At 72.9% G+C, this 24329-nt stretch carries 22 protein-coding genes; 8 read left to right on the top strand and 14 right to left on the bottom strand.

What is annotated here, in order from left to right; translation table 11 throughout:
* The 3 genes from BFF76_RS07410 to BFF76_RS07400 all read left to right on the top strand — a co-directional run bounded on the left by BFF76_RS07410 (position 1) and on the right by BFF76_RS07400 (position 2629).
* Positions 1–1221 carry a hypothetical protein gene (locus BFF76_RS07410; protein WP_065847690.1) on the top strand — a complete coding sequence of 407 codons (1221 nt, stop codon included), beginning with the start codon at positions 1–3 and terminating at the stop codon, positions 1219–1221.
* A 42-nt stretch (positions 1222–1263) separates the two neighbouring features.
* The gene (locus BFF76_RS07405) at positions 1264–1863 is read left to right on the top strand and encodes a pyridoxamine 5'-phosphate oxidase family protein (RefSeq protein ID WP_065847694.1); all 600 of its coding nucleotides are present in this window, start codon (positions 1264–1266) and stop codon (positions 1861–1863) included.
* A 64-nt stretch (positions 1864–1927) separates the two neighbouring features.
* Complete coding sequence (locus BFF76_RS07400) at positions 1928–2629, top strand: L,D-transpeptidase family protein (RefSeq protein ID WP_065847688.1); 702 nt, start codon at positions 1928–1930, stop codon at positions 2627–2629.
* A gap of 7 nt (positions 2630–2636) precedes the next feature.
* On the opposite strand, the gene BFF76_RS07395 is transcribed toward BFF76_RS07400, so the two are convergent.
* The 5 genes from BFF76_RS07395 to argC all read right to left on the bottom strand — a co-directional run bounded on the left by BFF76_RS07395 (position 2637) and on the right by argC (position 7586).
* Complete coding sequence (locus BFF76_RS07395; RefSeq protein ID WP_031097583.1) at positions 2637–3173, bottom strand: arginine repressor; 537 nt, start codon at positions 3171–3173, stop codon at positions 2637–2639.
* 25 nt (positions 3174–3198) lie between these two features.
* Positions 3199–4395 (bottom strand): acetylornithine transaminase, encoded by a 1197-nt coding sequence (locus BFF76_RS07390; protein ID WP_053930991.1) that lies wholly within the window; start codon positions 4393–4395, stop codon positions 3199–3201.
* Positions 4392–5318, bottom strand: a complete 927-nt coding sequence (gene argB / locus BFF76_RS07385) for an acetylglutamate kinase (protein WP_031097577.1) — start codon at positions 5316–5318, stop codon at positions 4392–4394. The genes BFF76_RS07390 and argB overlap by 4 nt, the downstream gene beginning before the upstream one ends.
* Entirely contained in the window at positions 5315–6469 is a 1155-nt protein-coding gene (gene argJ / locus BFF76_RS07380; protein ID WP_031097575.1) for a bifunctional glutamate N-acetyltransferase/amino-acid acetyltransferase ArgJ, read from the bottom strand. The genes argB and argJ overlap by 4 nt, the downstream gene beginning before the upstream one ends.
* Before the next feature lie 88 nt (positions 6470–6557).
* Entirely contained in the window at positions 6558–7586 is a 1029-nt protein-coding gene (argC, locus tag BFF76_RS07375) for an N-acetyl-gamma-glutamyl-phosphate reductase (RefSeq protein WP_031097573.1), read from the bottom strand.
* Positions 7587–7690: 104 nt separating this feature from the next.
* On the opposite strand from argC, the gene BFF76_RS07370 reads away from it, so the two are divergent.
* Entirely contained in the window at positions 7691–8443 is a 753-nt protein-coding gene (locus BFF76_RS07370; protein ID WP_031097570.1) for a class I SAM-dependent methyltransferase, read from the top strand.
* A gap of 128 nt (positions 8444–8571) precedes the next feature.
* Here BFF76_RS07370 and BFF76_RS07365 read toward each other — a convergent pair whose 3' ends face one another.
* The 4 genes from BFF76_RS07365 to BFF76_RS07350 all read right to left on the bottom strand — a co-directional run bounded on the left by BFF76_RS07365 (position 8572) and on the right by BFF76_RS07350 (position 16497).
* The gene (locus tag BFF76_RS07365) at positions 8572–9546 is read right to left on the bottom strand and encodes an ABC transporter ATP-binding protein (protein WP_031097569.1); all 975 of its coding nucleotides are present in this window, start codon (positions 9544–9546) and stop codon (positions 8572–8574) included.
* Complete coding sequence (locus BFF76_RS07360; RefSeq protein ID WP_065847686.1) at positions 9543–12269, bottom strand: ABC transporter permease; 2727 nt, start codon at positions 12267–12269, stop codon at positions 9543–9545. The genes BFF76_RS07365 and BFF76_RS07360 overlap by 4 nt, the downstream gene beginning before the upstream one ends.
* 1 nt (position 12270) lies before the next feature.
* Positions 12271–15597, bottom strand: coding sequence for an FtsX-like permease family protein (locus BFF76_RS07355; protein ID WP_053930988.1), 3327 nt, complete (start codon positions 15595–15597; stop codon positions 12271–12273).
* 165 nt (positions 15598–15762) lie between these two features.
* Positions 15763–16497, bottom strand: a complete 735-nt coding sequence (locus BFF76_RS07350) for an ABC transporter ATP-binding protein (RefSeq protein ID WP_065847685.1) — start codon at positions 16495–16497, stop codon at positions 15763–15765.
* A gap of 168 nt (positions 16498–16665) precedes the next feature.
* Between BFF76_RS07350 and BFF76_RS07345 the strand changes: the two genes are divergently transcribed.
* Positions 16666–17187, top strand: coding sequence for a P-loop nucleotide/nucleoside kinase family protein (locus BFF76_RS07345; RefSeq protein WP_031097555.1), 522 nt, complete (start codon positions 16666–16668; stop codon positions 17185–17187).
* 99 nt (positions 17188–17286) lie between these two features.
* Positions 17287–17919 (top strand): SRPBCC family protein, encoded by a 633-nt coding sequence (locus BFF76_RS07340; protein WP_065847683.1) that lies wholly within the window; start codon positions 17287–17289, stop codon positions 17917–17919.
* A 159-nt stretch (positions 17920–18078) separates the two neighbouring features.
* Here the strand turns inward: BFF76_RS07340 and BFF76_RS07335 are convergent, their stop codons facing one another.
* Positions 18079–18477: a DUF5997 family protein gene (locus BFF76_RS07335; protein ID WP_063839404.1), complete on the bottom strand. Its 399-nt coding sequence runs from the start codon at positions 18475–18477 to the stop codon at positions 18079–18081.
* Between the two features lie 58 nt (positions 18478–18535).
* Between BFF76_RS07335 and BFF76_RS07330 the strand changes: the two genes are divergently transcribed.
* The gene (locus BFF76_RS07330) at positions 18536–19309 is read left to right on the top strand and encodes a LysR family substrate-binding domain-containing protein (RefSeq protein WP_065847682.1); all 774 of its coding nucleotides are present in this window, start codon (positions 18536–18538) and stop codon (positions 19307–19309) included.
* A 217-nt stretch (positions 19310–19526) separates the two neighbouring features.
* Here BFF76_RS07330 and BFF76_RS07325 read toward each other — a convergent pair whose 3' ends face one another.
* The 4 genes from BFF76_RS07325 to BFF76_RS07310 form a co-directional block, all read right to left on the bottom strand.
* Positions 19527–20687: a serine hydrolase domain-containing protein gene (locus BFF76_RS07325; RefSeq protein ID WP_065847680.1), complete on the bottom strand. Its 1161-nt coding sequence runs from the start codon at positions 20685–20687 to the stop codon at positions 19527–19529.
* A 97-nt stretch (positions 20688–20784) separates the two neighbouring features.
* The gene (locus BFF76_RS07320) at positions 20785–21360 is read right to left on the bottom strand and encodes a histidine phosphatase family protein (protein ID WP_031097544.1); all 576 of its coding nucleotides are present in this window, start codon (positions 21358–21360) and stop codon (positions 20785–20787) included.
* Positions 21361–21429: 69 nt separating this feature from the next.
* Positions 21430–21867, bottom strand: a complete 438-nt coding sequence (locus tag BFF76_RS07315; protein WP_031097542.1) for a GNAT family N-acetyltransferase — start codon at positions 21865–21867, stop codon at positions 21430–21432.
* Positions 21868–21876: 9 nt separating this feature from the next.
* Entirely contained in the window at positions 21877–23322 is a 1446-nt protein-coding gene (locus tag BFF76_RS07310; RefSeq protein WP_065847678.1) for an aminotransferase-like domain-containing protein, read from the bottom strand.
* Between BFF76_RS07310 and BFF76_RS07305 the strand changes: the two genes are divergently transcribed.
* Positions 23321–24292: a DMT family transporter gene (locus BFF76_RS07305; protein ID WP_065847676.1), complete on the top strand. Its 972-nt coding sequence runs from the start codon at positions 23321–23323 to the stop codon at positions 24290–24292. The genes BFF76_RS07310 and BFF76_RS07305 overlap by 2 nt on opposite strands.
* The last annotated feature ends 37 nt before the right edge of the window (positions 24293–24329 follow it).

The raw sequence follows: 24329 nt of genomic DNA, 5'->3' as shown, positions 1-24329 counted from the left end.
ATGAGTGACGGGCAGCAGTCGGCCGGACACCTCGCTCTCGGGCTGCCGGTGCGCGAGACGCTGGACACCACCTCCCCGGCGGCCTGGCTCGCGCTGGACACCGGGGTACGGATTCTGGCCGCCCACCCCGCGAACCGGCTGCCGACACGCAACGAACTGAGAGGACTGCCTGGCGGTCCGCTCGGCCCCGCCTCCGAGTCCCGGCTCGCGCTGGCCCTGTGCCACCCCAACGGCAGGGTGCGCGAGGCGGCCCTGGGCAGGGCCACCGACGCACCCGGGCTGTTGCCCCTGGTGGTGGTGCGCTGCGCCGACTGGGCGGCGCAGGTGCGCGACCTGGCCCGCGCCGTGCTCGCGGACGCCACCGGGCCGGAGCTCGCCCCGGCTGCCCCGCTCATCCTTCTCCTGTCCCGACGCGACCGGGGCGGCTTCGCCCTGCGCCTGCTGGAACGCGTGCTGCGCGACGGGCCCGGCCCGGACGTCGGGGCGCTGCTCACCCACGAGGACCGCGCGGTGTGCCGGTTCGCCCACCGCATCGCGGTCGACCGCCACCTGCTGACGCCCGCGGAGCTCGCCCGCAGGGCGGCCACCGCCGCGGACGTACGCATCCAGGTTCTCTGCGCCGAGGCCGCACTCGCCGGGACCGGTGCCGACGGCTACGACGCCGTGGTGGCACCCCTCCTGGCTGCCCGGTCACCACAGGTCCGGTCCGCCGGGGTGACCGGCCTGCGACGGACCGGACGGCACGGAGAGGCGGCCGCCTTCCTCGCCGACCGCTCGGGACTCGTACGGGCGTGCGCCCGTTACGTGCTCCGGCAGGGCGGCACGGACCCGCTCCCCCTGTACCGGTCGATGTGCGCCGATCCCACGCGGCACCCGGCCGCGGTGGCCGGGCTCGGCGAGTGCGGCTCACGGACGGACGTCGAGACACTGTGGCCCCTGACGTCACATCAGCTGCCCGCCGTGCGCGCCCATGCGGTGTCGGCGCTGTGCGCGCTCGACGCCGTTCGGCCGGACCGGATACGTCCGCTGCTCGACGATCCGTCGGCCGTCGTCGTCCGTGCCACCGTCCGCGCCCTGCGGCCGTACGCCGCCACGCTCGACACGGCCCTGTTGCGCGCGCGGCTGATGCCGGACCGGCCGCGTCCCACGCGCATCGCGGCACTGAGGCTCCTGCAGGCACAGGAGCGCGCCCGAGCCCGGGGCGCGTACCCCGGACCGTGAAATGCCCGGGCCATGGCCTGCGGTGCGTACGACAATGGCGTCATGGGAAAAACCTATGAGCGCATCGACGGCCGGCTCAGGACCTTTATCGAGGATCAGCCCCTCTTCTTCACCGCGACCGCGCCCCTCGACGGCGACGGCACGGTCAACCTCTCCCCCAAGGGCGTGCGCGGTTCGTTCGCCGTCGTGGACGAACAGACCGTGGCCTACCTCGACTTCGCCGGCAGCACTGCCGAGACCGTCGCCCATCTCCGGGAGAACGGGCGCATCACGCTGATGTGGTGCGCCTTCCAGGGCCCGCCCAAGATCGTCCGCGTGCACGGCCGCGGGGAGCCGGTCTTCCGTGACGACCCCCGCTTCCCCGGCCTGCTCGGTCACTTCCCCGGGATCGACCCGGCCCCCCACGGGCTGCGCGCGATCATCGTGGTGACGGCCGAACTGGTCCGGGACAGCTGCGGTTACGCGGTGCCCTTCATGTCGTACGACGAGGACCGCTCCCTGCACTCCGACCGTTTCCGGCGCGAGGACGACGAGAGCCTGAGCCGGTACTTCGAGAAGAAGCAGTCCATCGCCACCAGCATCGACGGTCTGCCGGGACTCCCTCTTCCGCTGCCCGCGATGCCCCCGCAGGCCGCGGGGTGAACCACTGGGCCGTACGGAGCAGGCGCGGTGGGGCCGGGCCGCCGCGCGCCGTACGGTCCGGAGCATGCGCAGATTCCTGGTGACCGCGTCGGTACTCCTCGCCCTGGCCGGATCGCTCGCCGCGCGCCCCGCCGAGCCCCCGCCCCTGCCGGAGCGGCTGGCCGACACGGGCGGCGGCACCCAGCTGATCACCGCCGAGGCGCCGGGCACGGACTCCGTCACGGGCACGGTCACCTGGTGGGACCGGCGCGGGAGCGGCTGGGTGGCGGCGGGTTCGGCGCCCGCCCGCTTCGGGGCGAACGGCCTGGTGGAGGGCGCCACCCGCATCCAGGGCACGAACACCACGCCCACCGGGCTGTACGACCTGCCGTACGCCTTCGGGACCGAGGCCGCCCCGCCAGGGACCCGGTACCCGTACCGCCGGGCCGGCGAGAGCGCGTGGTGGTGCCAGGACAACGAGTCGCGGGCCTACAACCGCTGGGTGGATCCGCGGCCCGGCGACTGCCGCGCCGACGAGGCCGAACACCTCGTCACCTATGCCACCCAGTACGCCCGTGCGCTCGTCATCGGCTTCAACTACCACCGGCCGGTACGGGGCAGGGGCGCCGGGATCTTCCTCCACGTCGACGGCAGGGGCGCGACCGCCGGCTGTGTGTCCGTGCCCGCGGCCGCCATGGACCGGATCCTGGGCTGGGCCGACCCGGTCCGCCGTCCGCACATCGCGGTCGGGACGGCGTCCGGCCCGACCGCGATCACCCGCTACTGACGGCCGCTCAGCGGTCGTTCTGGGCCAGCCGCAGCAGGTGGTCGGCCAGCGCCTGGCCGCCCTTCGGGTCACGGCTGATGAGCATCAGCGTGTCGTCCCCGGCGATCGTCCCGAGGATCGCCTGGAGTTCGGCCTGGTCGATGGCCGAGGCGAGGAACTGGGCGGCCCCGGGAGGCGTGCGCAGCACCACGAGGTTGGCCGAGGCCTCCGCCGAGATGAGCAGCTCGGCCGAGAGCCTGCGCATCCGCTCCTCCTTGGCGGACCCTCCGAGCGGCGCCTGCGGGGTGCGGAAACCGCCCTCGCTGGGCACCGCGTAGATCAGTTCGCCGCCGGTGTTGCGGATCTTCACCGCACCCAGCTCGTCCAGGTCCCGGCTGAGCGTCGCCTGGGTGACGCTCAGCCCGTCGTCGGACAGCAGCCGTGCCAACTGGCTCTGCGAGCGCACCGGTTGCCGGTTCAGGATGTCCACGATCCTGCGGTGGCGTGCGGTGCGGGTCTGCGGCACCGACGGCCCGCCGTGCTCGGTGTCCTGCGCCTCGGTCATCGTCGTCGCCTCATTCTCCGGATCGTCACTCCCCGGATCGTCCGTCCCCGTAAGCCGCGTCGAGGGCTCCCGGAAGAATCCGCAGGAACGCGTCCACCTCGGCGTCACCGATGATCAGCGGCGGCATGAGCCGTACGACGTCGGGGGCGGGCGCGTTCACCAGGAGTCCGGCTCCCTGGGCCGACTGCTGCACCTTCGGTGCGAGGGGCCCGGTGAGCACGATACCCAGCAGCAGTCCCGAGCCGCGGACGTGGGCGACCAACGGGTGCCCGAGACCCTCGACGCCGTCCCGGATCCGCTCGCCGAGCCGCTTCACCTCGTCCAGCGCGCCGTCGGCGGCCAGGGTGTCCAGCACGGCCAGACCGGCGGCGCAGGCGACGGGGTTGCCGCCGAACGTCGTGCCGTGCTGACCGGGCTTCAGGAGGTCGGCCGCGGCACCGAAGGCGACGGCGGCGCCGATCGGCAGTCCGCCGCCCAGCCCCTTGGCCAGTGTGACCACGTCGGGCTCGACACCCTGGTGGGCCTGGTGCTCGAACCAGTGGCCGCAGCGGCCGATCCCGGTCTGCACCTCGTCCAGGACGAGCAGCGTGCCGGTGGCCCGCGTGATCTCCCGGGCCGCATCCAGATAACCCCTGGGCGGTACGACGACACCGATCTCGCCCTGGATGGGCTCGATGACCAGGAGCGCGGTGTCGGTCGTCACCGCAGCCCGGAGCGCCTCGACATCGCCGTAGGGCACATGCGTGACATCGCCGGGCAGCGGCAGGAACGGGTCGCGCTTGGCGGGCTGGCCGGTCAGGGCGAGGCTGCCCATGGTCCGGCCGTGGAAGCCGCCGTCGGTGGCCACCATGTGCGTACGCCCGGTCAGCCGGCCGATCTTGAAGGCCGCCTCGTTGGCCTCGGCACCGGAGTTGCAGAAGAAGACCCTGCCGGTACGCCCGAAGAGCTGCAGCAGCCGCTCGGCGAGCGCGATGGGGGGCTCGGCGGTGTAGAGGTTGGAGACATGGCCGAGGGAAGCGATCTGCTTGGAGACGGCCTCCACCACCGCGGGGTGGGCGTGGCCGAGCGCGTTGACCGCGATGCCGCCCACGAAGTCGAGGTACTCGGCCCCGTCCGCGTCCCACACCCGGGCGCCCTCGCCGCGCACCAGGGGCAGCTGCGGGGTGCCGTAGTTGTCCATCAGCGCACCCTGCCAGCGCTGTGCGAACTCCTCGTTGCTCATGACTCCCCCTCTGTTCCCGTCCGTGCGGCGGAGGTCGCGTCGGGCACGACCATCGTGCCGATCCCCTCGTCGGTGAAGATCTCCAGCAGGATCGAGTGCTGGACCCGGCCGTCGATGACACGGGCGGTCTCGACACCGTTGCGCACGGCGTGGAGGCAGCCCCGCATCTTGGGCACCATGCCGCTGGAGAGGTCCGGCAGCAGCTTCTCCAGCTCGGTGGCGGTGAGACGGCTGATGACGTCGTCGCTGTTCGGCCAGTCCTCGTAGAGGCCCTCGACGTCGGTGAGGACCATGAGCGTCTCGGCGTTCAGCGCGGCGGCGAGTGCGGCGGCCGCGGTGTCGGCGTTGACGTTGTAAACGTGGTTGTCCTCGGCGGAGCGGGCGATGGAGGAGATGACCGGGATCCGGCCGTCGTCGAGCAGCGCCTGGATCGCTCCGGTGTCGATGGCGGTGATCTCACCGACCCGGCCGATGTCGACGATCTCGCCGTCGATCGTCGGGCGGTGCTGGGTGGCGGTGATCGTGTGGGCGTCCTCGCCGGTCATGCCGACGGCGAGCGGGCCGTGCTGGTTGAGCAGCCCGACGAGCTCACGCTGGACCTGCCCGGCCAGCACCATGCGCACGACGTCCATGGCCTCGGGCGTGGTGACGCGCAGTCCGGCCTTGAACTCGCTGACCAGGCCCTGCTTGTCGAGCTGGGCGCTGATCTGCGGGCCGCCGCCGTGCACGACGACGGGCTTGAGGCCGGCGTGCCGCAGGAAGACGACGTCCTGGGCGAAGGCGGCCTTCAGGTCGTCGTCGATCATGGCGTTGCCGCCGAACTTGATGACGACGGTCTTGCCGTTGTGCCGGGTGAGCCAGGGCAGCGCCTCGATGAGGATCTGCGCCTTGGGCAGCGCGGTGTGCTTCCTCGCGGCGCTCACGAGCTGTACGCGCTGTTCTCGTGGACGTACTCGGCGGTCAGGTCGTTGGCCCAGATAACGGCGGACTCGTCGCCCGCCGCGAGGTCCGCGGTGATCCTGACCTCCCGGTAGCGCATGTCCACCAGGTCGCGGTCCTCGCCGACGCTGCCCTTCCTGCACACCCAGACGTCGTTGATGGCGACGTTCAGCCGGTCGGGCTCGAAGGCTGCCTTCGTGGTGCCGATCGCGGAGAGGACGCGGCCCCAGTTGGGGTCCTCGCCGTGGATGGCGCACTTGAGGAGGTTGTTGCGGGCGATACTGCGGCCCACCTCGACGGCGTCGTCCTCGGTGGCCGCGTTGATCACCTCGATACGGATGTCCTTGGACGCGCCCTCGGCGTCGCCGATCAGCTGCCGGGCGAGATCGGCGCAGACGCTCTGCACGGCCTGGTCGAACTCGGCCCGGCCGGGGGTGATTCCGCTCGCCCCGGAGGCGAGCAGCAGCACGGTGTCGTTCGTCGACATGCAGCCGTCGGAGTCGACCCGGTCGAAGGTGGTGCGGGTGGCGGCTCGCAGCGCGGTGTCGAGCGCGGGCGCTTCCACGTCGGCGTCGGTGGTGAGGACGACGAGCATGGTGGCCAGTCCGGGGGCGAGCATGCCCGCGCCCTTGGCCATGCCGCCGACGGTCCAGCCCTCTCCGCCCGCGACGGCGGTCTTGTGGACCGTGTCCGTGGTCTTGATGGCGATGGCGGCCTTCTCGCCGCCGTGCTCGCTGAGGGCGGCGGCCGCCTTCTCGATACCGGGCAGAAGCCTGTCCATCGGGAGCGTCAGACCGATGAGTCCGGTCGACGCGACCGCGATCTCGCCCGCGCTGTGTCCGGCGAGGACCTCGGCGGCCTTCTCGGCGGTGGCGTGGGTGTCCTGGAAGCCCTGCGGGCCCGTACAGGCGTTGGCGCCACCGGAGTTGAGGACGACGGCGGTCACTTCTCCGCCCCTGAGCACCTGTTCCGACCAGAGGACGGGTGCGGCCTTGACGCGGTTGGAGGTGAAGACGCCCGCGGCGGCGCGGCGGGGCCCGTCGTTGACCACGAGGGCCAGGTCCGGTCCGCCGCTCTCCTTGATCCCGGCGGCGATGCCCGCCGCCGTGAATCCCTTGGCTGCCGTGACGCTCACTGCATCTCCTCGTTCGTTTCTCCGCACGCGCGGCCCTGCCGCACGGCGTTGTTCGTGGCCCGCAGCCCGGCGACTGCGTGTGCGTCGCTCACGGGGCGACGCCGATCGTGGAAAGACCCGTGTCCTCGGGAATCCCGAGAGCGATGTTCATGCTCTGCAGGGCGCCTCCGGCGGTGCCCTTGGCGAGGTTGTCGATGGCACTGATCACGACGATCCGGCCGGCCGCCTCGTCATGGACGACCTGGATCTGCACGGCGTTGGACCCGTACACGGCCGCGGTGGCGGGCCACTGCCCCTCGGGCAGCAGGTCGACGAACGGCTCGTCGGCGAAGGCCTTCTCGTACGCCGCACGGAGCGACTCGGCGCTCACCCCGGGCTTCGCCCTGGCGCTGCAGGTGGCGAGGATGCCGCGGGGCATGGGTGCGAGGGTCGGCGTGAACGACACGGTGACCGGCTCGCCTGCCGCGGCACCGAGGTTCTGGATCATCTCGGGCGTGTGCCGGTGGACGCCGCCGACGCCGTACGGGGTCATGTTGCCCATGACCTCGGAGCCGAGCAGATGCGGCTTGGCCGCCTTGCCCGCGCCGGAGGTCCCGGACGCGGCGACGACGACGGCCTCGGGCTCGGCGAGGCCGGCCCCGTACGCCGGGAAGAGAGCGAGGGAGACGGCCGTCGGGTAGCAGCCGGGGACGGCGATGCGCTTGGTCCCCGCCAGTGCGGCACGGGCCCCGGGCAGTTCGGGCAGGCCGTAGGGCCAGGTGCCGGCGTGCGGCGATCCGTAGAACTTCTCCCAGTCGGCGGGGTCTTCGAGCCGGAAGTCGGCGCCCATGTCGACCACGAGCACCTCGTCGCCGAGCTGTTCGGCAACAGCGGCGGACTGCCCGTGCGGGAGAGCCAGAAAGACGACGTCGTGCCCGCCGAGCACCTCGGCCGTGGTCGGCTGGAGCACGCGGTCCGCGAGCGGCCTCAGGTGCGGCTGCAGTGCGCCGAGCCGCTCTCCGGCGTTGGAGTGGGCGGTGAGGGCCCCGATCTCGACCTCGGGGTGAGTGAGGAGCAGACGGAGCAGTTCCCCGCCGGCGTATCCACTCGCCCCAGCCACTGCCGCACGTACCACCATCGGAATTCCTCCTCATCGATGGCATGACTATACGCAAGCCTGCAGTTTTATGCAAAAAAATTCGGAGCAGCGGTCGACCGCCGATCAGCTATACCTTCGAACTCATGGCTGACGAGATCTTCGAGCACCCGCGACTGGCAGCGATCTACGACCCGCTCGATCCGGACCGCGGCGACCTTCACGCCTACCTGGACATCGCCCGGCGACTCGACGCGAGGCACGTGCTGGACATCGGCTGCGGCACCGGCGTCTTCGCACTCCTCCTGGCCGATCGCGGAATCGAGGTCGTCGGCGTCGATCCCGCGCAGGCCTCCATCGAGGTGGCCCGCGGCAAGCCGGGCAGTGATCGGGTCCGCTGGATCTGCGGGGACGCGACAGCTCTTCCACCCCTGCGGGTCGACCTCGTCACCATGACGGCGAACGTCGCCCAGGAGATCGCCGCTCCGCGTACGTGGCGGCGGACGCTCGAGGGGGCTTACGAAGCTCTGCGACCCGGCGGGCGACTCGTATTCGAGACCCGCGACCCGGCCGGGCGGGCCTGGGAGACGTGGAACCGCGCCGCGTCGCACAGGGTCACGGAGATCCCGGGCGTCGGCGGGGTCGAGAGCTGGGTCGATCTGGTCGAGGTGGGCGGACCCCTGGTGACCTTTCGCTGGAACTACGTGTTCGCCGCGGACGGGCAGCGGTTCACGTCCGATTCGACCCTGAGGTTCCGGGAGCGCCAGGAGATCGAGACGGACCTGATCGCGCAGGGATTCGTGCTGGAGGAGGTCCGGGACGCACCCGACCGTCCGGGCAAGGAGTTGGTCTTCGTCGCCCAGCGGCCTGACCGCCGTGATGCTGCTGCCGTCCGCTGAGTGCGGAAGTCACCGATTGTCACTCGCAGTAGCCAGCAGAACCCGCTTGCTTCGCCGGCCGGCCCCGCCCTGCCGGCTCACTGGGGGCGGGAAGCCGCCGAAGCGGCCGCCCGGTAGGCTCGCCGCCCTCAGCCGGAATGCGGAGGCAGGCGCCCCGTCTCGTCGTCCGGCCAGATTCCTATGTGGTCGGGTTCCAGCTCCAGCATCACCCTGTCACGCATGCCGAGGGCGTCGGTGTAGTCCGCGGGCAGCTGGAGGCGGCCCGCGCGGTCCAGCATCGCGTACTCCCTGGCCACCACCGATTCCTGGCCCGTCGCGGCGTCGATCTCCGTACGCTTCAGGGTTTCCGTGGAGGTGCGGCCGTCGCGGATGGCCACCGTGCGGCGGACCTCGTCGGCCACCGACTGGTCGTGGGTGACGATGAGGGTCGTCGTGCCGAGTTCCTCGTTCGCCGTACGCAGCGCGGCGAAGACCTGCTCGGCCGTCCGGGAGTCCAGCTCGCCCGTCGGCTCGTCGGCGAGCAGCACCGACGGCTCGTTCGCCAGCGCCACCGCGATGGCGACGCGCTGCTGCTGGCCGCCGGACATCTGGTGCGGGCGGCGGTCGCGGCAGTCGGAGACGTCCAGCAGGGAGAGCAGCGACTCGGCCCGCTCGGCCTTCTTCTTCGTACGGCCGCGCAACTGCATCGGCAGCGTCACGTTCTGCGCGGCGCTCAGATACGGCAGCAGGTTGCGCGCCGTCTGCTGCCAGACGAAGCCCACCACCTCGCGCCGGTAGCGCAGCCGGTCCTTCGCCCCCATGGTCAGCAGATCGCAGCCGGCCACCTTCGCAGCGCCCGCCGTCGGTTCGTCCAGGCCCGCCAGAATGTTCATCAGGGTCGACTTCCCGCTGCCGGACGCACCGACAAGTGCCATCAGCTCGCCCTCGCGCACCAGCAGATCGAGCCCCTGCAGCGCCTGTACCTCGACTCCGTCCGCCGAGAAGATACGGACCAGACGATCGCAGGTGATCAGCGCGTCGTGGCCGTACTCGGGCCGGTCGCGCCGGGCCGCGGCCCGGCGCTCCAGCTCGCCGAGGGTGATCCCGGTGGAGGACTCGGTCATCGCGTGTCTCCTGCCCTGAGTTCGGTCGTTGTCGTACGCCGGGTGGCCACCCGGGCCTGCGCCGCGGCCACAGCCGACGCGATCACCACCACGGCGAGCGCGGGCAGCAGCAGACTCACCGGGTCGGCACGCAGCTGTACCGGGCCCAGCGAGGTGAAGCCTCCCTGCGTGGCCAGGGCGAGGCGGCCGAGATCGATTCCGGGGGCCAGCAGCCGGATCGCCGCCCAGCCGACCAGCGCACCACCCACGGCGGCCAGCAGCGCCTGCGGGAGGTTCTCCAGGATCAGCAGACGGCGCCCCTGACGGCGGGTCAGGCCCATGGTGCGCAGCCGGCCCAGCAGCGCGGACCGCTCGGGGGCGGTCTGAAGCAGTGAGAGCACCAGCGCGAGAACGGCGTATCCGGCGCCTGCGACTGCGGCCACCAGGTAGATCCGTTCGGCGCCGCTCTGCACGGGTGACTCCGTGAAGCCGTCGCGTACGGCGGAACGGGTCGTCACGGCGGCGGCGGAGCCGGCCGTGCGGGCGGCTGCCTCGAGACCGGCGCCGTCCGCCGAAGGGCCGGAGATCAGCAGCGTGGTGGCGGGGCGGCTGCCCGGCAGGCCCCCCGCGTCGACCACCAGGAAGTCTCCTTCGGCCACGGCAGGAGTGGCGCTGCGCACGACGTCCACGCGGACCGTGAACAGGCCGCCCGCCGGTCCGATCGCGGTCGTCCGGCCGCGCAGCCGCTCGGCGACGGCGGGGGAGGCGAGGGCGGGCAGCACTCCGGAGGACTTCCGCAGCTCGTCGGCCCGGAAGGCGCCGAGGCCGGTGCGGTGGGCGAGACGCGCGTACGAGTCGGGGTCGACGGCGAGCAGCGTGACGCTCTCGGTGCGGGCGTCCCGCAGGTCCAGGTCGTACTCGCTGCGGACGGGCACGACATCGCGCACCCCTGCCACCTTCCGTATCTTCCCGGCCAGCGCGTCCGGCAGCGCCTCGGCCGAATCGATCCGGGCATCGGCGCCGACCGCGACCAGGGACGCCCGGTCACGGGCGTCGGCGACACCGGCGAGTACCGAGCCGCCGAACGCCGCCGTCGTCAGGGCCACGAGCAGCGCCAGCAGTGGAAGCGCGGTGGCGGAGGGAGCACGGCCGGCACGGGCCAGTGACAGGAAGCCGATCGCACCACGCCGTCGTACGATCGGCAGCGCCGCGAGCCGCAGTGGCAGCGGGTAGAGCCGTACGAGCACCAGCGCGGCGATCACACTGACCAGCACCGGCGCGGCGCTGACCAGTTCGTCCACGTCACCGTCCGAGGTACCCCGGCGGCGCAGTGCGGCGACCGCTGCCACGGTCAGCACCAGCAGCGTCAGTTCGGCCACGGTCCGGCGGCGCGACGGTCTGGCCCGTACGACGTCGTCCCTTTCTCCGTGCAGCCTAGGCCGCCGGTGCAGGAACGCGGCCCTCAGCGGCAGCGCGGCACAGGCGACCAGGGCGACCGCCGCCGAGGCCAGCAGCGGCGGCAGCATCTGGCCCTCGGGAACGATGACGAGCGCGAGAGCGCAGCCGACGGCCGCGGCGGGCAGAACGGGAACGGCGGCCTCGGCGAGCAGCCGCCCCGCGATACCGCGGACCGAAGCGCCGCGCGAGCGCAGCAGGGACAGCTCGGCGTGCCTGCGCGCGGCGGCCAGACCGCCGGCCATCAGCAGGACGACACCCGCGATGCTGCCGACGCCGAAGGCCGCGACCGCGACCACCGGGCCGATGGCGGAGCCGATGACGTCGAAGTCGATGAGGACGCCGTCCAGGCCGGACTCGGTCTGCAGCTGGGGCGAGACCGTGGTGCGCAACGCGCTCTGCAGCGGGCCGTGTTCGAGGGAGGCGATCGCTCGGGTGATCCGGGGCACATCAGCAATGCCGACCCCGGCCGGGTCGGGGGCGATACGCCAGTATGCCTCGGTCTCCGGGGTCACCGACAGCAGTACCGGTGCCGCTTCGGGGGCCAGCAGAAGTGCGCCGTGCCAGTACGGCTGAGGAATGGTCTGCGCCGTGTAGAGCCGCGTCGGCGTGCGCAGGACGGGTTCGACGGACCAGTAGCTCAGGTCCGGCCGCAGAGGTTCGACGATGCCGGTGACGTGAACGGCGAGGGGCGCGCCGCCGGGACGCGGCACATGAATGGTCGAACCGGCCTTGATGTGCAGGGATGCGGCGGTGGCGGAGGTGACCGCCGCCTCCACGGCGTCGGCTGCCGGGGTGGCGGAGTCCGCGGTGGCTCCGGGCAGCCGCCCCGAGGCCAGGGTGGAGTGCTCGGCCATTCCGGCTTGGGCGACGAGCGTGAACACCGTTCCTCCGCCGTCCAGTTGAGGCAACCATTCGTCGGTGGCCGCCACTGGCTCGAGGATGCGTGCTCCATAGGCGGACTGTCCGGTGTCGGCGCGCAGCGGTTTCGGCAGGGCGGCCAGAATCTCGCGGTGGTGCCCGGCCAGCCGACGGGACTGCAGAGAGTCGGCCCAGTCGCCCGGGCCGCTGTCCTCGTACCGCATCGGCTCGTCGGTCAGCTGGATGGCGCTTCGCTCCGGCGAGGCGCTGCTCATCTCGTGGCGCAGGCCCTGGCCTTCGTACGTGTCCACCGCGCGCGGGAAGGCCGCGGCGAGGAACGAGGTGACCAGGACGAGCAGCAGCAGCGCGACGGCGGGCCCGGGCGCTGTACGCAGCCGGGTGCGTACCCAGGGGGCGGCGGCCTTCATGTCACTCGCCTCCCTGGACGCGCAGCGCCGTCGCGGGATCGCCGCGGCGCAGTGCCAGCGCCGCCACGATGAGGACGGGCGCGGTGGCAACTCCCGCGACCAGCAAGGCGACGCGGCCGGCCGGCAGCTCCACCAGCACACCCGGAACGGGCTGTGTGGCCTGTCCGGTCAGCACGATCAGCGGTACGACGGCACGGGTGAGCACCGCGCCGAGGGCGAGCCCGATCAGCAGCGCGAGCCCGATCAGCAGCGACTGCTCGGCGGCGAGCAGCCGGGCCGGCCGGCGCCTCGGGGCACCGAGCGCCCGGAGCACCGCGAACTCGGCCGAGCGTTCCCGCAGGGCTCCCACCGTGCTCACCGCGAAGCCGACCGCGGCCAGCGCCGCGGCGGCGAGAGCCACCGCGAGCAGCACCGACTGCGGGCCCGCGCCCAGCGGGTCGTCGTGCAGGTCCTCGGCGATCTCGTCGCGCACCTGGATCTGCGTCGGGTCGATCTCGGCCCTGTCCCGCAGGGCGGTCGCGACCCGGTCCCCCGTGCCGGGCTCGGTGAACAGCCACCATTCGGTGGGCGGAAGCGCCGAGTCGGGACGGGCGGCGAGCACCCGGTTGACGGCCCGCAGGTCGAGCAGCAGCGCGCCGCCGTCGGTCGCGGGGGTGGCGGCCGGACCGGGGCCTCCCGCACCGGGCCCGGTGGTCGGGATGCCACGGAGGACTCCCGCGATCTTCACCTTGACGGGGCCGCCGGGCATCGGGACCTCGATCACGGAGCCGGGCTTCGCGGCGCTGGACTCGAGGAACCGATCGGTGGCCAGTGCGGCCGGCAGGGCGGCTTCGGCACGCCGGGCCGCGACCCGGACCCCGACCGTGCGCTCGGCACCCCACTCCTCGTCGAACACCGCTCTGCCCGTGTGGTAGGAGAGGTCGAGCGGCGTCCGGACCGATGAGCCCACGGCGGTGATCGCGGGCGGAAGCTCCTTCTTGCCCGGATCGGGCTCGGCGCTCACCGTTGTCCTCGCCTCCCAGGCGAGCCCCTTCGCCGCGGTGACCACCCGGGTGGCGCCATCGGCGGTGATCGAGCGCATCCCCCCGATCGTGAGCCGCTTGGACGCGATCCGGTCCGGGTAGCCCACCTCGTCGAATTCCAACGCGGTCAGCGCGAGCGGACCCGCCGGCCTCCCCGCCGGGGCGTCGGCCGCCCCGGCGAGGTCCACGGTCATCGCGTGCGGCTTGCCGTCCGGCTCAACTGTGTCCGGCTGAAGCCGGTACGGCACTCCGTAGCGGTCCTCGAACGTAAGGGTGATCATCGTGCCCGCTTCGTTGTACGGGCCGTCCTCGGCGGCGCGGAGGGTGACATCGAGAACGAGACGCGCGGTGTCGTCGGGCAGCGGCACGCCGGTGCGCGCGGCCCTCTGCGGGCGCAGGGCCTTCAGCAGCCCCTCGGGGCCGGCGTCCGCCAGATCGTCCCTCAGCTGCAGTTCCGTGCCCGCGAGTTGGGTGTCGAGCGCCAGTACGGTGGCCTGACGTCCGCCCGAGAGACCGAGACCGGTGCGGGCGGCCGGCACCGCTGCCCGTACGCCCGGCATACCGTCGTACACCCCGCCCTGTCCGAACTGGACGGTGCCGCTGCCCAGTACGCGTACCGGGGCACCGGCACGGAAGTCCGCCTGGTCGTCCTGCGAGCGGTCCCAGGACGCGCCCTGGCCGATCGCCAGCATGCCCATCGCGACCGCGAGCACCAGCAGCAGCACCGGACCCGCCCCGCGCAGTGGTCTGCGGCTGAGCTGCCAGCCGACGAGCGAGGCGGTCAGACCCCGGCCCGCGGCCGCGCGCCGCTCGGCGAGCTTCGCGGCCGGCGGCAGGAGCCGCAGGGTGAGTACGGTCCCGGCCAGCAGCGCCAGCGCGGGCGCCACGACGAGGAGCGGATCGATGCCCAACTGCCCCTCGCGGTCACCGCTGAGCGCACCGCTGCCCGAAGTGCGCCGGTCCAGCTGCCAGAACGCGACCGCGGCGACGACGAGGAGTCCGACATCGGCGCCGGCCCGCAGCGGGGCGGGCAGTGCACGGGCGCGGCCGCGTACCGCCGTGGCCGCGGTGAGCGCCGGGGCCACCACGGCGGCGGCACAGGCCAGCGCCGCCGCCGCGCCGACCAGCCAGACCTCCGCGGTCGGGCCGGTGTCGATGTGCAGCCCGATCCTGGCCAGCGGTCCCTGCCCGGCCAGCAGCCGGGTGAGCGGACCGGCGAGCAGCGGTGCGCACACGGCGGCAGGCAGGGCGAGCAGCAGCGCCTCCATGGCGGAGAGCGCGGCGAGACGGCCACGCGACGCGCCGCGGGCCAGCAGCACCTGGGTCTCGCCCGCGCGTTCCGTGCTCAGCAGCCGGGCCACCAGCAGCAGCGCGTACGCCGCGAGCAGCACCAGTTGCAACGAGACGATCAGCAGCGTCGCTCTGGACACCAGCAGCGCCCGTTCCAGCTGGCCGAGGACATCGGGCAGCGAGGTGCGGGCCATGACGCCGCCCTTCAGCCCGGGCTGTGCGGCGAGGAACGCCTGGCTGTTCTCCGCGGCGGTGCGCAGAGGGCCGATCCGGTCGGCGCCGAACGAGCTGAAGTCAGCGGTCGCCAGCCACGACGGACCGTCCTGGGTGATACGGCCTGATCCGAAGGCCGCGGTGTCGGTGAGCAACGGCCCGTACGTCGTGAACGAGTCCTTGCGCACACCGCGCCCGCCCAGCTCGTCCAGCTGCCAGTACGGATCGTTCCGGTCGGCCGGCCGGTAGGTGCCGGTGACGCGTATCCGCACCGCGGGACCACCGAGCCGGTCGGTGAGGGTAAGCACCCGCGGACCCGGGACGAGCTTCAGCTGCTTCGCGGCGGCCTCGGGCACGGCGACCCCGATCACGTCACCGGGTCCTGCCGCGGGCCAGTCGCCCTTCGACAGGCGGACCCGTGAACGGTCGGCCACGGCGAGCTCGGTGAGATCCGGTTCGCCCTCGCGGGCTGCCGGTGGCTGCAGACCCCGCGGCAGCGCGTACGGACCCGAGTGGTCGAACTGCCGCAGAGTCACCGGAAGTCCGTCGAAGGACTGCTCCGCCCCGCGCCGGGCGGCCCGCAGGGCCTCGGCACGGTCCGTGCCGGGGCCCTCCGCGGTGATGACCAGCGAGGCGGCAGCCGCGTCCCGGGTCTGCAGAGCGTGGCGCAGCCCGGCGTCCCCGACGGAGCCTGCGAAGGCGGCGAGGGTGGCCAGTACGGCGGTGGTCAGCAGGACGGCGAGCAGTGCGGCTGTGAGCAGCGACCGGTGTCCGCGCGCACGGAGAAACACGAACCCCGTCACCGGTCTCCCCCCGAAGTGCCCCTGTGTGTACGTCCCCCGACAGCCTTTCGAGCACAGATGCTTTCAGAGCCTGCGCTCGGAAAACATCGCTCTCGCACAGGGCTTGACCGGATCGTGACCGGAATTCGGCACGCCAGCACCGGAATGCGGCACTCCGGCGGTGGGTCAGATCTGCTCGACGATATGGCCGTCGTTGAGTTCGAGAACCCGGTCGGCCAGGCCCAGCAGCTGGGCGTCGTGCGTGGCGACCAGTGCCGTCACACCCTCGCCCCGCACCACGGCGCGCAGGAGCTCCATCACCGCGAGCCCGGTCTCCGCGTCCAGCTGCCCCGTCGGTTCGTCGGCGATCAGCAGGGCGGGCCGGTTGGCGAGCGCACGGGCTATGGCGACACGCTGCTGCTGGCCGCCGGAGAGCTCGCCCGGCCGCTGTGCCGCGTGGTCGGCGAGTCCGACCATGGCGAGGAGCAGCTCGACGCGCTCCTCACGCTCCTTAGGGTCGGTTCTGCGCAGGCGCATCGGCACACCGACGTTCTCCGCGGCCGTCAGGATCGGGATCAGGCCGAAGGACTGGAAGACGAAGCCGATCCGGTCGCGGCGCAGCCCCAGCAGGCCGTCCTCACCGAGGCCGGCCAGATCGGTGCCGCCGACGGTGATGCGGCCCTCGTCGGGGGAGTCGAGGCCGCCGACCAGGTTGAGGAGTGTCGTCTTCCCGGAGCCCGATCTGCCCTTGAGGGCGGTCAGTTCACCGCGTGGGACGTCGAAGGAGACGCCGCGCAGCGCGTGGACGGCGGCGGCCCCGCAACCGTAGGAACGATGCAGGTTCTCCACCCGCACCATGGGTTCTCCGTCCCGGTCCGCCGCGACGGTCGTGCCGGAGTGCGAGCTGATGCCCTCGGTCATGAAGAGTCCCCCGTACGGAATCGGTCCGGCTCAGTATGTGCAGGGCCGTGCGGGCGGGCAACGGCCTGGCGCCAGGAGTCTCGTGCCGGACGCATGGGCGGGGCGCATTCTCGGTGGTTGCGCGGACACGACCCCGCGCAGACCCGCACGGCGCTAGCGTGGGGCCCCATGATCGTATGGCTCAACGGCACACACGGCGCGGGCAAGACGACCACCGGTGCTCTCGTGCAGCAGCTGATCCCGGACTCACGGGTGTTCGACGCCGAGAAGGTCGGCGAGACGCTCATGGACATCAAGCCGGGGCTCCCCTGGACGGGCAATTTCCAGGACTGGACGCCCTGGCGGCCGCTGGTGGTCGAGACCGCCCGCCGCGTGCTCGACTACACGGGCGGCACCCTGGTGATGCCCATGACCGTCCTGGTCGAGCAGTACTGGCGCGAGATCAGCACGGGCCTCGCCCACCATGACATTCCGGTCAGGCACTTCGTCCTCCACGCCGACCAGGACACCCTCCGCGGGCGCATCGAGGGGGACACCGTTCTCGGTCCCTCCTCCTTCCGCCGCGCCTACCTCGAGCCCTACGCCGAGGCGGCCCGCACGTGGCTGCACGCCGAGGCCGAGGTCGTCGACACCACGCATCTCACGCCGGACCAGGCGGCTCTGCGGATCGCGGAGGCCGTCAAAGGCTGAGTTCCACCGTGCCCGCAGAGGCGGCTGCGGCGGAACTTGGGTTACATGGCCTGAGGACCGAACGAGTACGGCGGACACGCGGAAGCGGGATGAGCGGCCATGAGCGACATCATCGAGGAGATCAGCCGGGTCCACCGGGAGGTCGGCACACGCCGGGTCGCGTCGGAGGAGGCCGGCACGGTGCTGTTGCGTCGCACGTTCGACGCCGGTGCCGCCGAGGTCTGGAGCGCGGTGACCTCGCCGGAGCGGATCGCCCGGTGGTTCCTCCCGGTGACCGGCGACTTCCGGGCCGGCGGAAGCTATCAGCTGGAGGGGAACGCCGGCGGCGAGATCCTGGAGTGCGTGCCCGCGGAGCGGCTCCGTGTGTCGTGGCGGTTCGGGCCCGACCCCGGCTTCAGCGAGGTCGAGGTGCGGCTCACACCGGAGGGCACCGGCCGGACGGTGTTCGAGCTGGAGCACGTGTCCGTGGTTCCGGAGGAGTTCCGCAGCCAGTACGGTCCGGGCGCGGTCGGAATCGGCTGGGACCTGGCGCTGCTTGGGCTCGGGTGGCACCTGTCGGGCGGCGGGATCAGCCCGGAGGACGCCGTTGAGTGGCAGGCCTCCCCCGAGGCGAAGGCCTTCGTGGCGCGCTCCGGCGAGGAGTGGGGACACGCGTTCGCCGCCTCCGGCGCGGACCCGGAGACCGTGACCGCGACGACGGTGGCGACGATCGCGTTCTACACGGGCGAATAGACCGCCGGCCCGTCACCGGTCCTGCGCGGTCCCGCCCCGTAGGCGCTCCTCGTACCGCCGGGACGCGCCAAGCTCCCGGGCCGGCGCGCCGGCCCGGCCCGGCGCGTGTCCGGATCGCCGCCGACGGCCACAAACGTCCGTAACGACCGGGGTGGCACGTCAGTCGCGGTCGGCCTGCTCGGCCCGGGCCGCGTCGCGCTCCTTGATGCGCACCGCTTCCTTGCGGACCTCGGCCTGGGTGGCGCGCTCCTTCCGCAGCCACTCGGGGTCGTCCTGCTTGAGGGCGTCGATCTGCTCGGTGGTGAGGGGCTCCGTGACACCGCCGCGCGCGAGACCTGCGATGGAGACGCCCAGCTTCGAGGCGACCACGGGCCGGGGGTGCGGGCCGTTGCGGCGCAGCTCCTGCAGCCACTCGGGCGGGTCGGTCTGCAGCGCGTTCAGCTCGGCGCGCGAGACGACGCCCTCCTGGAACTCGGCGGGGGTGGCTTCGAGGTACACACCCAGCTTCTTCGCCGCGGTGGCGGGCTTCATTGTCTGGGTGGTCTGGTGCGACGTCATGGTGTCCAGGGTATCGAGCATGTGCGCCGCCTCCGACCACGGCCGGTAACCTGGCGGGGTGACAGGCTCGGAAGTACCCCCTGCGTTCCGGCTCGCCTACGTCCCGGGCGTGACCCCGACCAAGTGGGTGCGGATCTGGAACGAGCGGCTGCCCGGCACCCCGCTGACCCTCGTCGGCGTACCCGCGGCCGACGCGGCCGGCCTGCTGCGCGACGGCGGCGCCGACGCCGGTTTCGTGCGGCTGCCCGTCGACCCCGCGGATCTCAGCGCGATCCCCCTCTACACGGAGACGACGGTCGTCGTGATCCCCAAGGACCACGCCGCGGTCGCCGTCGAGGAGATGTCGGTGAAGGATCTCGACGACGAGATCGTGCTGCATCCGCTCGACGACGTCCTCGACTGGGAGCGCCCCCCGGGCCGGCCCGCGTTCGAGCGGCCCGCCACGACCGAGGACGCCGTCGAGCTGGTGGCGGCGGGGGTGGGGCTGCTCGTCGTCCCCCAGTCGCTGGCCCGCCTGCACCACCGCAAGGACCTCACCTACCGGCCGCTGATCGGCGTCCCCGAGTCGCGGATCGCACTGTCGTGGCCGGAGGAGAAGACCACGGACCTGGTGGAGGAGTTCATCGGGATCGTCCGTGGGCGGACCGTCAACAGCACCCGGGGCCGTCCGCCGACACCGCCGCAGCCCAAGGCCAAGCGGGCCGACAGGAAGAGCGGTGCCACGCGCAAGCCGGCGGCGGGCAAGACCTCCCGGGGCGGCTCCGGCGGCTCGGGCGGCGCCAAGAACCCCAAGAGCGGCGCCAAGCGCGGAAAGCCCCGCCGCCGGCCGTAGCGGGTGGAGCGGCCCCTGGCCCGGTACCGGTGCCGGGAGTGCCGCCGCCCTGCATGCCCGGGCCACGGAGCGGGCCGGCTGGGCGGGGACGACTGGATCGCCACGATGCCGCACAGGCTCTCCGGCTGCCGTTCGTGTGAGCCGGATCCTGGTGAAACGGGCCTCCGCGCCAGGCCGCCGTGTACGCCTACGAGTCGGGGCTGGTGCGCCCGGCCGGTTACTGAGCCGGGAGAGCCCCGTACACCGCGTCGACCAGCGCCATCTTGCGCGGGTCGTCGGCGATGTTCGGGCCCATCCGGTTCATGACGTAGCCGAGCGCGATCCCGGCCTCCGGGTCCGCGAGGCCGCAGGAGCCGCCCGCCCCGTCGTGGCCGACGGCACGCGGGTTGGGGCCGTACGAGCCGTTCGGGCCGCTCAGCCAGAGGCCGAGGCCCAGTTCGGTTTCGTGGGCGAACCCCGCTCCCAGCATCAGGTCCCGGCAGCTGCCCTGCCCCTCGCGGACCCGCTCGGCCGCCTCCTCGGACAGGATCCGCCTGCCGTCGAGGGTGCCGCGCCCGGCGAGGATGCCGTAGAGGGCGGCGACCGCGCGGGCGGTGCCGTGACCGTTGGCGGCGGGGATCTCGGCGGCCCGCCATTCCGGGGTGTTCGCGGCGGCCGTGCCCGTGCCGGGGTTGAGCAGCGAGGCGATGGCCACCGGCTCCATCAGGGCGAAGAGGGCTGCCTGTTCGCGGGAGACGTCCTTCGGCTGGACGAGTTCGGCGACCCGCTCCGCGTCCTTCTCCGGGAGGCCCACCGTGAAGTCGATGCCGAGCGGTCCGGTGATCTCCTGGCGCAGGAACTCCCCGGGCAGCAGACCGGTGATCCGGCGGACGACCTCGCCGACCAGGAAACCGTACGAGATCGCGTGGTAGCCGGAGCGGGTGCCCGGCTCCCACCAGGGCTCGGTCGCCGCGAGGCGGGCCGTGGTCAGCTCCCAGTCGTAGAGCTCGGCCAGGGTGTGCGGATCGCGCAGGCCCGCGACCCCGGAGCGGTGCGAGAGGAGGTGGCGTACGCGGACGGACTCCTTGCCCCGGGCCGCGAACTCGGGCCAGTACGCGGCCACCGGGGCGTCCAGGTCCAGGAGGCCGCGGTCGACGAGGATGTGGGCGCAGAGCGCGGTGGGGCCCTTCGTCGTGGACCAGACGTTGACCACGGTGTCCCGCTCCCAGGGGCGGGTCCGGTCCCCGTCGGCCCAGCCGCCCCAGAGGTCCACCACGGGGCGGCCGTCGAGCAGGACGGTGACCGCCGCCCCGAGCTCGTCGCGCTCCGCGAAGTTCGCCGCGAACGCGTCGCGTACCGCGGCGAACCGGTCGTCACAGTGGCCTTGGATCTGCGGCACGGGTCTCTCTCCTCGTCTCGGTGCCACGCACCATACCGACTGGTCGGACTGGCGGGAAGACGCCGTACGGCCCGGTTCCTTCGACCGGGTGACCCGGTCAGTGCGGAGTGGCTTCGAGGCTGACGCTCCAGCGGCCGGGCAGCCCCGTGATCGTCACGGTGGACAGCGGACGGACGTCGACGTTCCAGTACGTCGACGGCGGGGCCTTGAGGGCGTACACGAGGGCCGCGCGGACGACGGCGGGTTCGGCGACGGCGACGACCGCGCCCTCGCGGACCGGCCGGGTGTCGAGCCAGCCGCCCACCCGGGATATGAAGGCGAGCAGGGACTCGCCGCCGTGCGGGGCGGAGCGCGGATCGGCGAGCCAGGCGTCGACACCGGCCGGCTCGCGGGCGGCGACCTCGGACAGGGTCAGGCCCCGCCAGCGGCCCATGTCGCAGTCCCGCAGGGCGAGCTGGACGAGCGGGGCGAAGCCGAGTGCGTCACCCGTGGCGCGGCTGCGCGGTGTGGGCGAGCAGTAGCGCAGCTCGGCGGCGCCGAGCCGCACCAGGGCGTGGGCGGCGAACTGGACCTCGCGCCAGCCGGCGTGGTCGAGCGGCCGGTCGTCGTCGAAACGCTCGGCGAGGAGGGCGGAGCTTCGTGCTGCGGCGACGAGAGACACCCGAACACTCATGCGCGTGATCGTGGGGCCAGGCGCCCCGTCGGTCAAGGGGGCCGCCCGCCCTGTTCGTTCACCCCGCGCTCAGCCCGTCTGGAGGACCATCCACATGTCCGGTTCGGCGAGCGGGGTGAACCCGAGCTTCGCGTAGACCCCGTGGGCGTCCTTGGTGGCGAGCAGGAACCTGCGGACACCCAGCGGGGCCAGCTCGTCCCGGACAGCGGTGACGAGCCGGGTGCCGAGGCCCTGTCCGCGGGCCGCACGGTCGATGTACACGTCGCACACCCACGCGAAGGTGGCCCGGTCGGTGATCACGCGCGCATAGCCGGCCTGCTCGCCCGAAGCGGTGTCGTACGCGGCGAAGTTGAGTGATCCCGCTATCGCCCGGTCCTGCTGCTCACGGGTGCGCCCCAGGGCCCAGTAGGCGTCCGTGGACAGCCAGTGGTGAATGCGGGCCGCGTCGAGTCGCGCGGGGTCGGCGGAGATCTCGTAGCGCTGCACAGCGGTGTCGTTCTGACTCATCCGGGGAGGCTAGCCGGGCGTCCGCAGCTCGTCGACCGCGATACGCAGCCTGCGCACCCCCTCCGCGATCTCGGCGGGCCCCGAGACGGCGGCGAAGCTCAGCCGCACGTGTCCGGCGGGTGGTTCGGCGCAGTGGTACGGACGGCCGGGTGCCACGGCCACGCCCGCCCGCAGCGCGGCGGAGACGAGGACGGGCTCGTCGGCACCCGGGCCGGGGAGCCGGAGCCAGATGCTTCCGCCGCCCGACGGCACGAGGGGCAGGGCCAGTTCGGGCAGCCGGGTGCGCACCGCCGTCGTCATGGCGGTGCGGCGGCTGCCGAGTTCGGCGGCCACGTCACGGAGATGGCGTTCCCAGGCCGGGGAGCCCACGAGTTCGAGCGCCGCCTCCTGGACCGGCCGGGGAACGAAGAAGCTGTCGACGACCTGGATGGCACGCAGCCGTTCCAGGACGGGTCCGCGTGCGGCCAGCGCGCCGACACGGAGGCTGGGTGACGTGACCTTGGTGAGGGAGCGCACGTGGACGACGACGCCGTCCGGGTCGTGGGCCGCGAGGGGCTCGGGCAGCGGGCCTGCGTCCGCGTGGACGAGGCGGCGGGCGAAGTCGTCCTCGACGACGAACGCGCCCGCCTCCCGCGCGGCCCGGACGATCCGTTCGCGCCGGTCCTGGGCGAGGATCACCCCCGTCGGGTTCTGGAAGAGCGGCTGGCAGACGAAGACCCTGGCCCCGGTGGCGCGGAAGGCCGCTTCCAGCAGGTCGGGCCGCACCCCGTCGGCATCCACCGGTACGGGTACCGGTCGCAGACCGGTGGCGCGGGCGGCGGCCAGCATGCCCGGGTAGGTGGGTGATTCGACGAGCACGGGGGCTCCCGGCGGTGCGAGCGCCCGCAGGGCGGTGGCCAGGGCGCTCTGCCCTCCCGCGGTGATCAGGACGTCGGCCGCGGTGAGCGTGCCGCCGATCTCGCGGGCGAACCAGGCGCGCAGATCGGACAGCCCGTCGGTGGGCGGCCTCCCCCACGCCCCCGGCCGGCGTCCGGCCCTCGCCAGCGCTGCGGCCAGGGCCCGCTCGGGCTGGAGACCGGGGTGGAGGTAGCCGCCGTTGAACTCGATCACCCCGGGCGGCGGTGCGGCAAGGGTGACGAGGACGCCCGAGGCGTCGACGGTGCGCGGCACCACCTCGGGCCCGCCGTCCCCGCTGAGCGAGACCTCCTGCCAGGAGGTGTCGCCCGGGGCCGGAGCTGCCGCGCGGGCCTCGGCGCGGAAGGCTCCGGAGCCGGGGCGGGTGACGACCAGGCCTTCGGCGGCGAGCTGTGCGACGGCCCGGGAGACGGTCACCGGGCTGACCTTGAAACGCTCGACGAGTGCCCGACTGGACGGCAGCTTCCCACCTGGTGAGTAGCGGTTGAGCTCACCCTTCAGGGAGTTCACCAGTTCGGACACACTGCTACGCTCATGCATGACAGCAGAGAATAGCGCTACCGGACAGACAGCGATAGCGGTTGACGTCGGCCGGCCCCTGGCGCGCCGTGGGCCGTCGAACGGGGTCGTGCTCGCCGGGCTCGGTGTCCTCGCCTTCTCTCTGACCTTTCCCTCGACGGTGTGGGGCCTGGAGAGCTTCGGCCCCTGGTCCCTGGTCGCGCTGCGCAGCATGCTCGCGGCGCTGATCGCGGGATGCGCACTGCTCGCGGGCCGGGTCCCGGTCCCCGAGCGGCGCCACTGGGGCGGTATCGCGGTCGTCGCGGGCGGCGTGGTCGTGGGCTTCCCCCTGCTGACCTCGTTGGCCCTCCAGACCTCCACGAGTTCGCACGCGGCCGTCGTGGTGGGGCTGCTGCCGCTGACGACCGCTCTCCTTTCGGCGCTGCGCACCGGCTCGCGCCCACCGCGCGCCTTCTGGATCGCGGCACTGGCAGGGGCGGCGGTGGTGATCGCCTTCACCGTCCAGCAGAGCGGCGGAAAGCTCTCCGGCGGCGACCTGTATCTGTTCGGTGCGCTGCTGGTCTGCGCGGCGGGATACACCGAGGGCGGCAGGCTGGCCGGGGTGATGCCGGGCTGGCAGGTGATCGGCTGGGCCCTCGTCCTCTCCCTGCCGCTCGCGATCGCCGGCGCGGCCGTGGCGCTGCCCTTCGAACCGGTGCACCTCACGGCACGCGGGGTCGCCGGCCTGGTCTGGGTCGCCGCAGGGTCGACCTTCCTGGGGCTGTACGTCTGGTACCGCGGCATGGCGGAGATCGGGGTCCCGCGAGCCAGCCAGCTCCAGCTGGCCCAGCCACTGCTCACCCTGGTCTGGTCGTTCCTCGCCCTCGGCGAGGAGGTGTCCACCGCGGCCCCGGTGGCGGCGGTGGCCGTCCTGGTGTGCATCGCCGTCACCCAGCGGGCCGGGCGGGGTGCCGCCCTCCGCACGCGAGCCGCCACGCCGGTCCGGCAATAGACTTGTCGACATGGACCACCACCCGTGAGGAGGTCAC

The organism is Streptomyces mutomycini (genome assembly GCF_001700505.1).
GTDB lineage: Bacteria > Actinomycetota > Actinomycetes > Streptomycetales > Streptomycetaceae > Streptomyces > Streptomyces mutomycini.
This window is presented reverse-complemented; position numbering and strand designations above follow the sequence as displayed.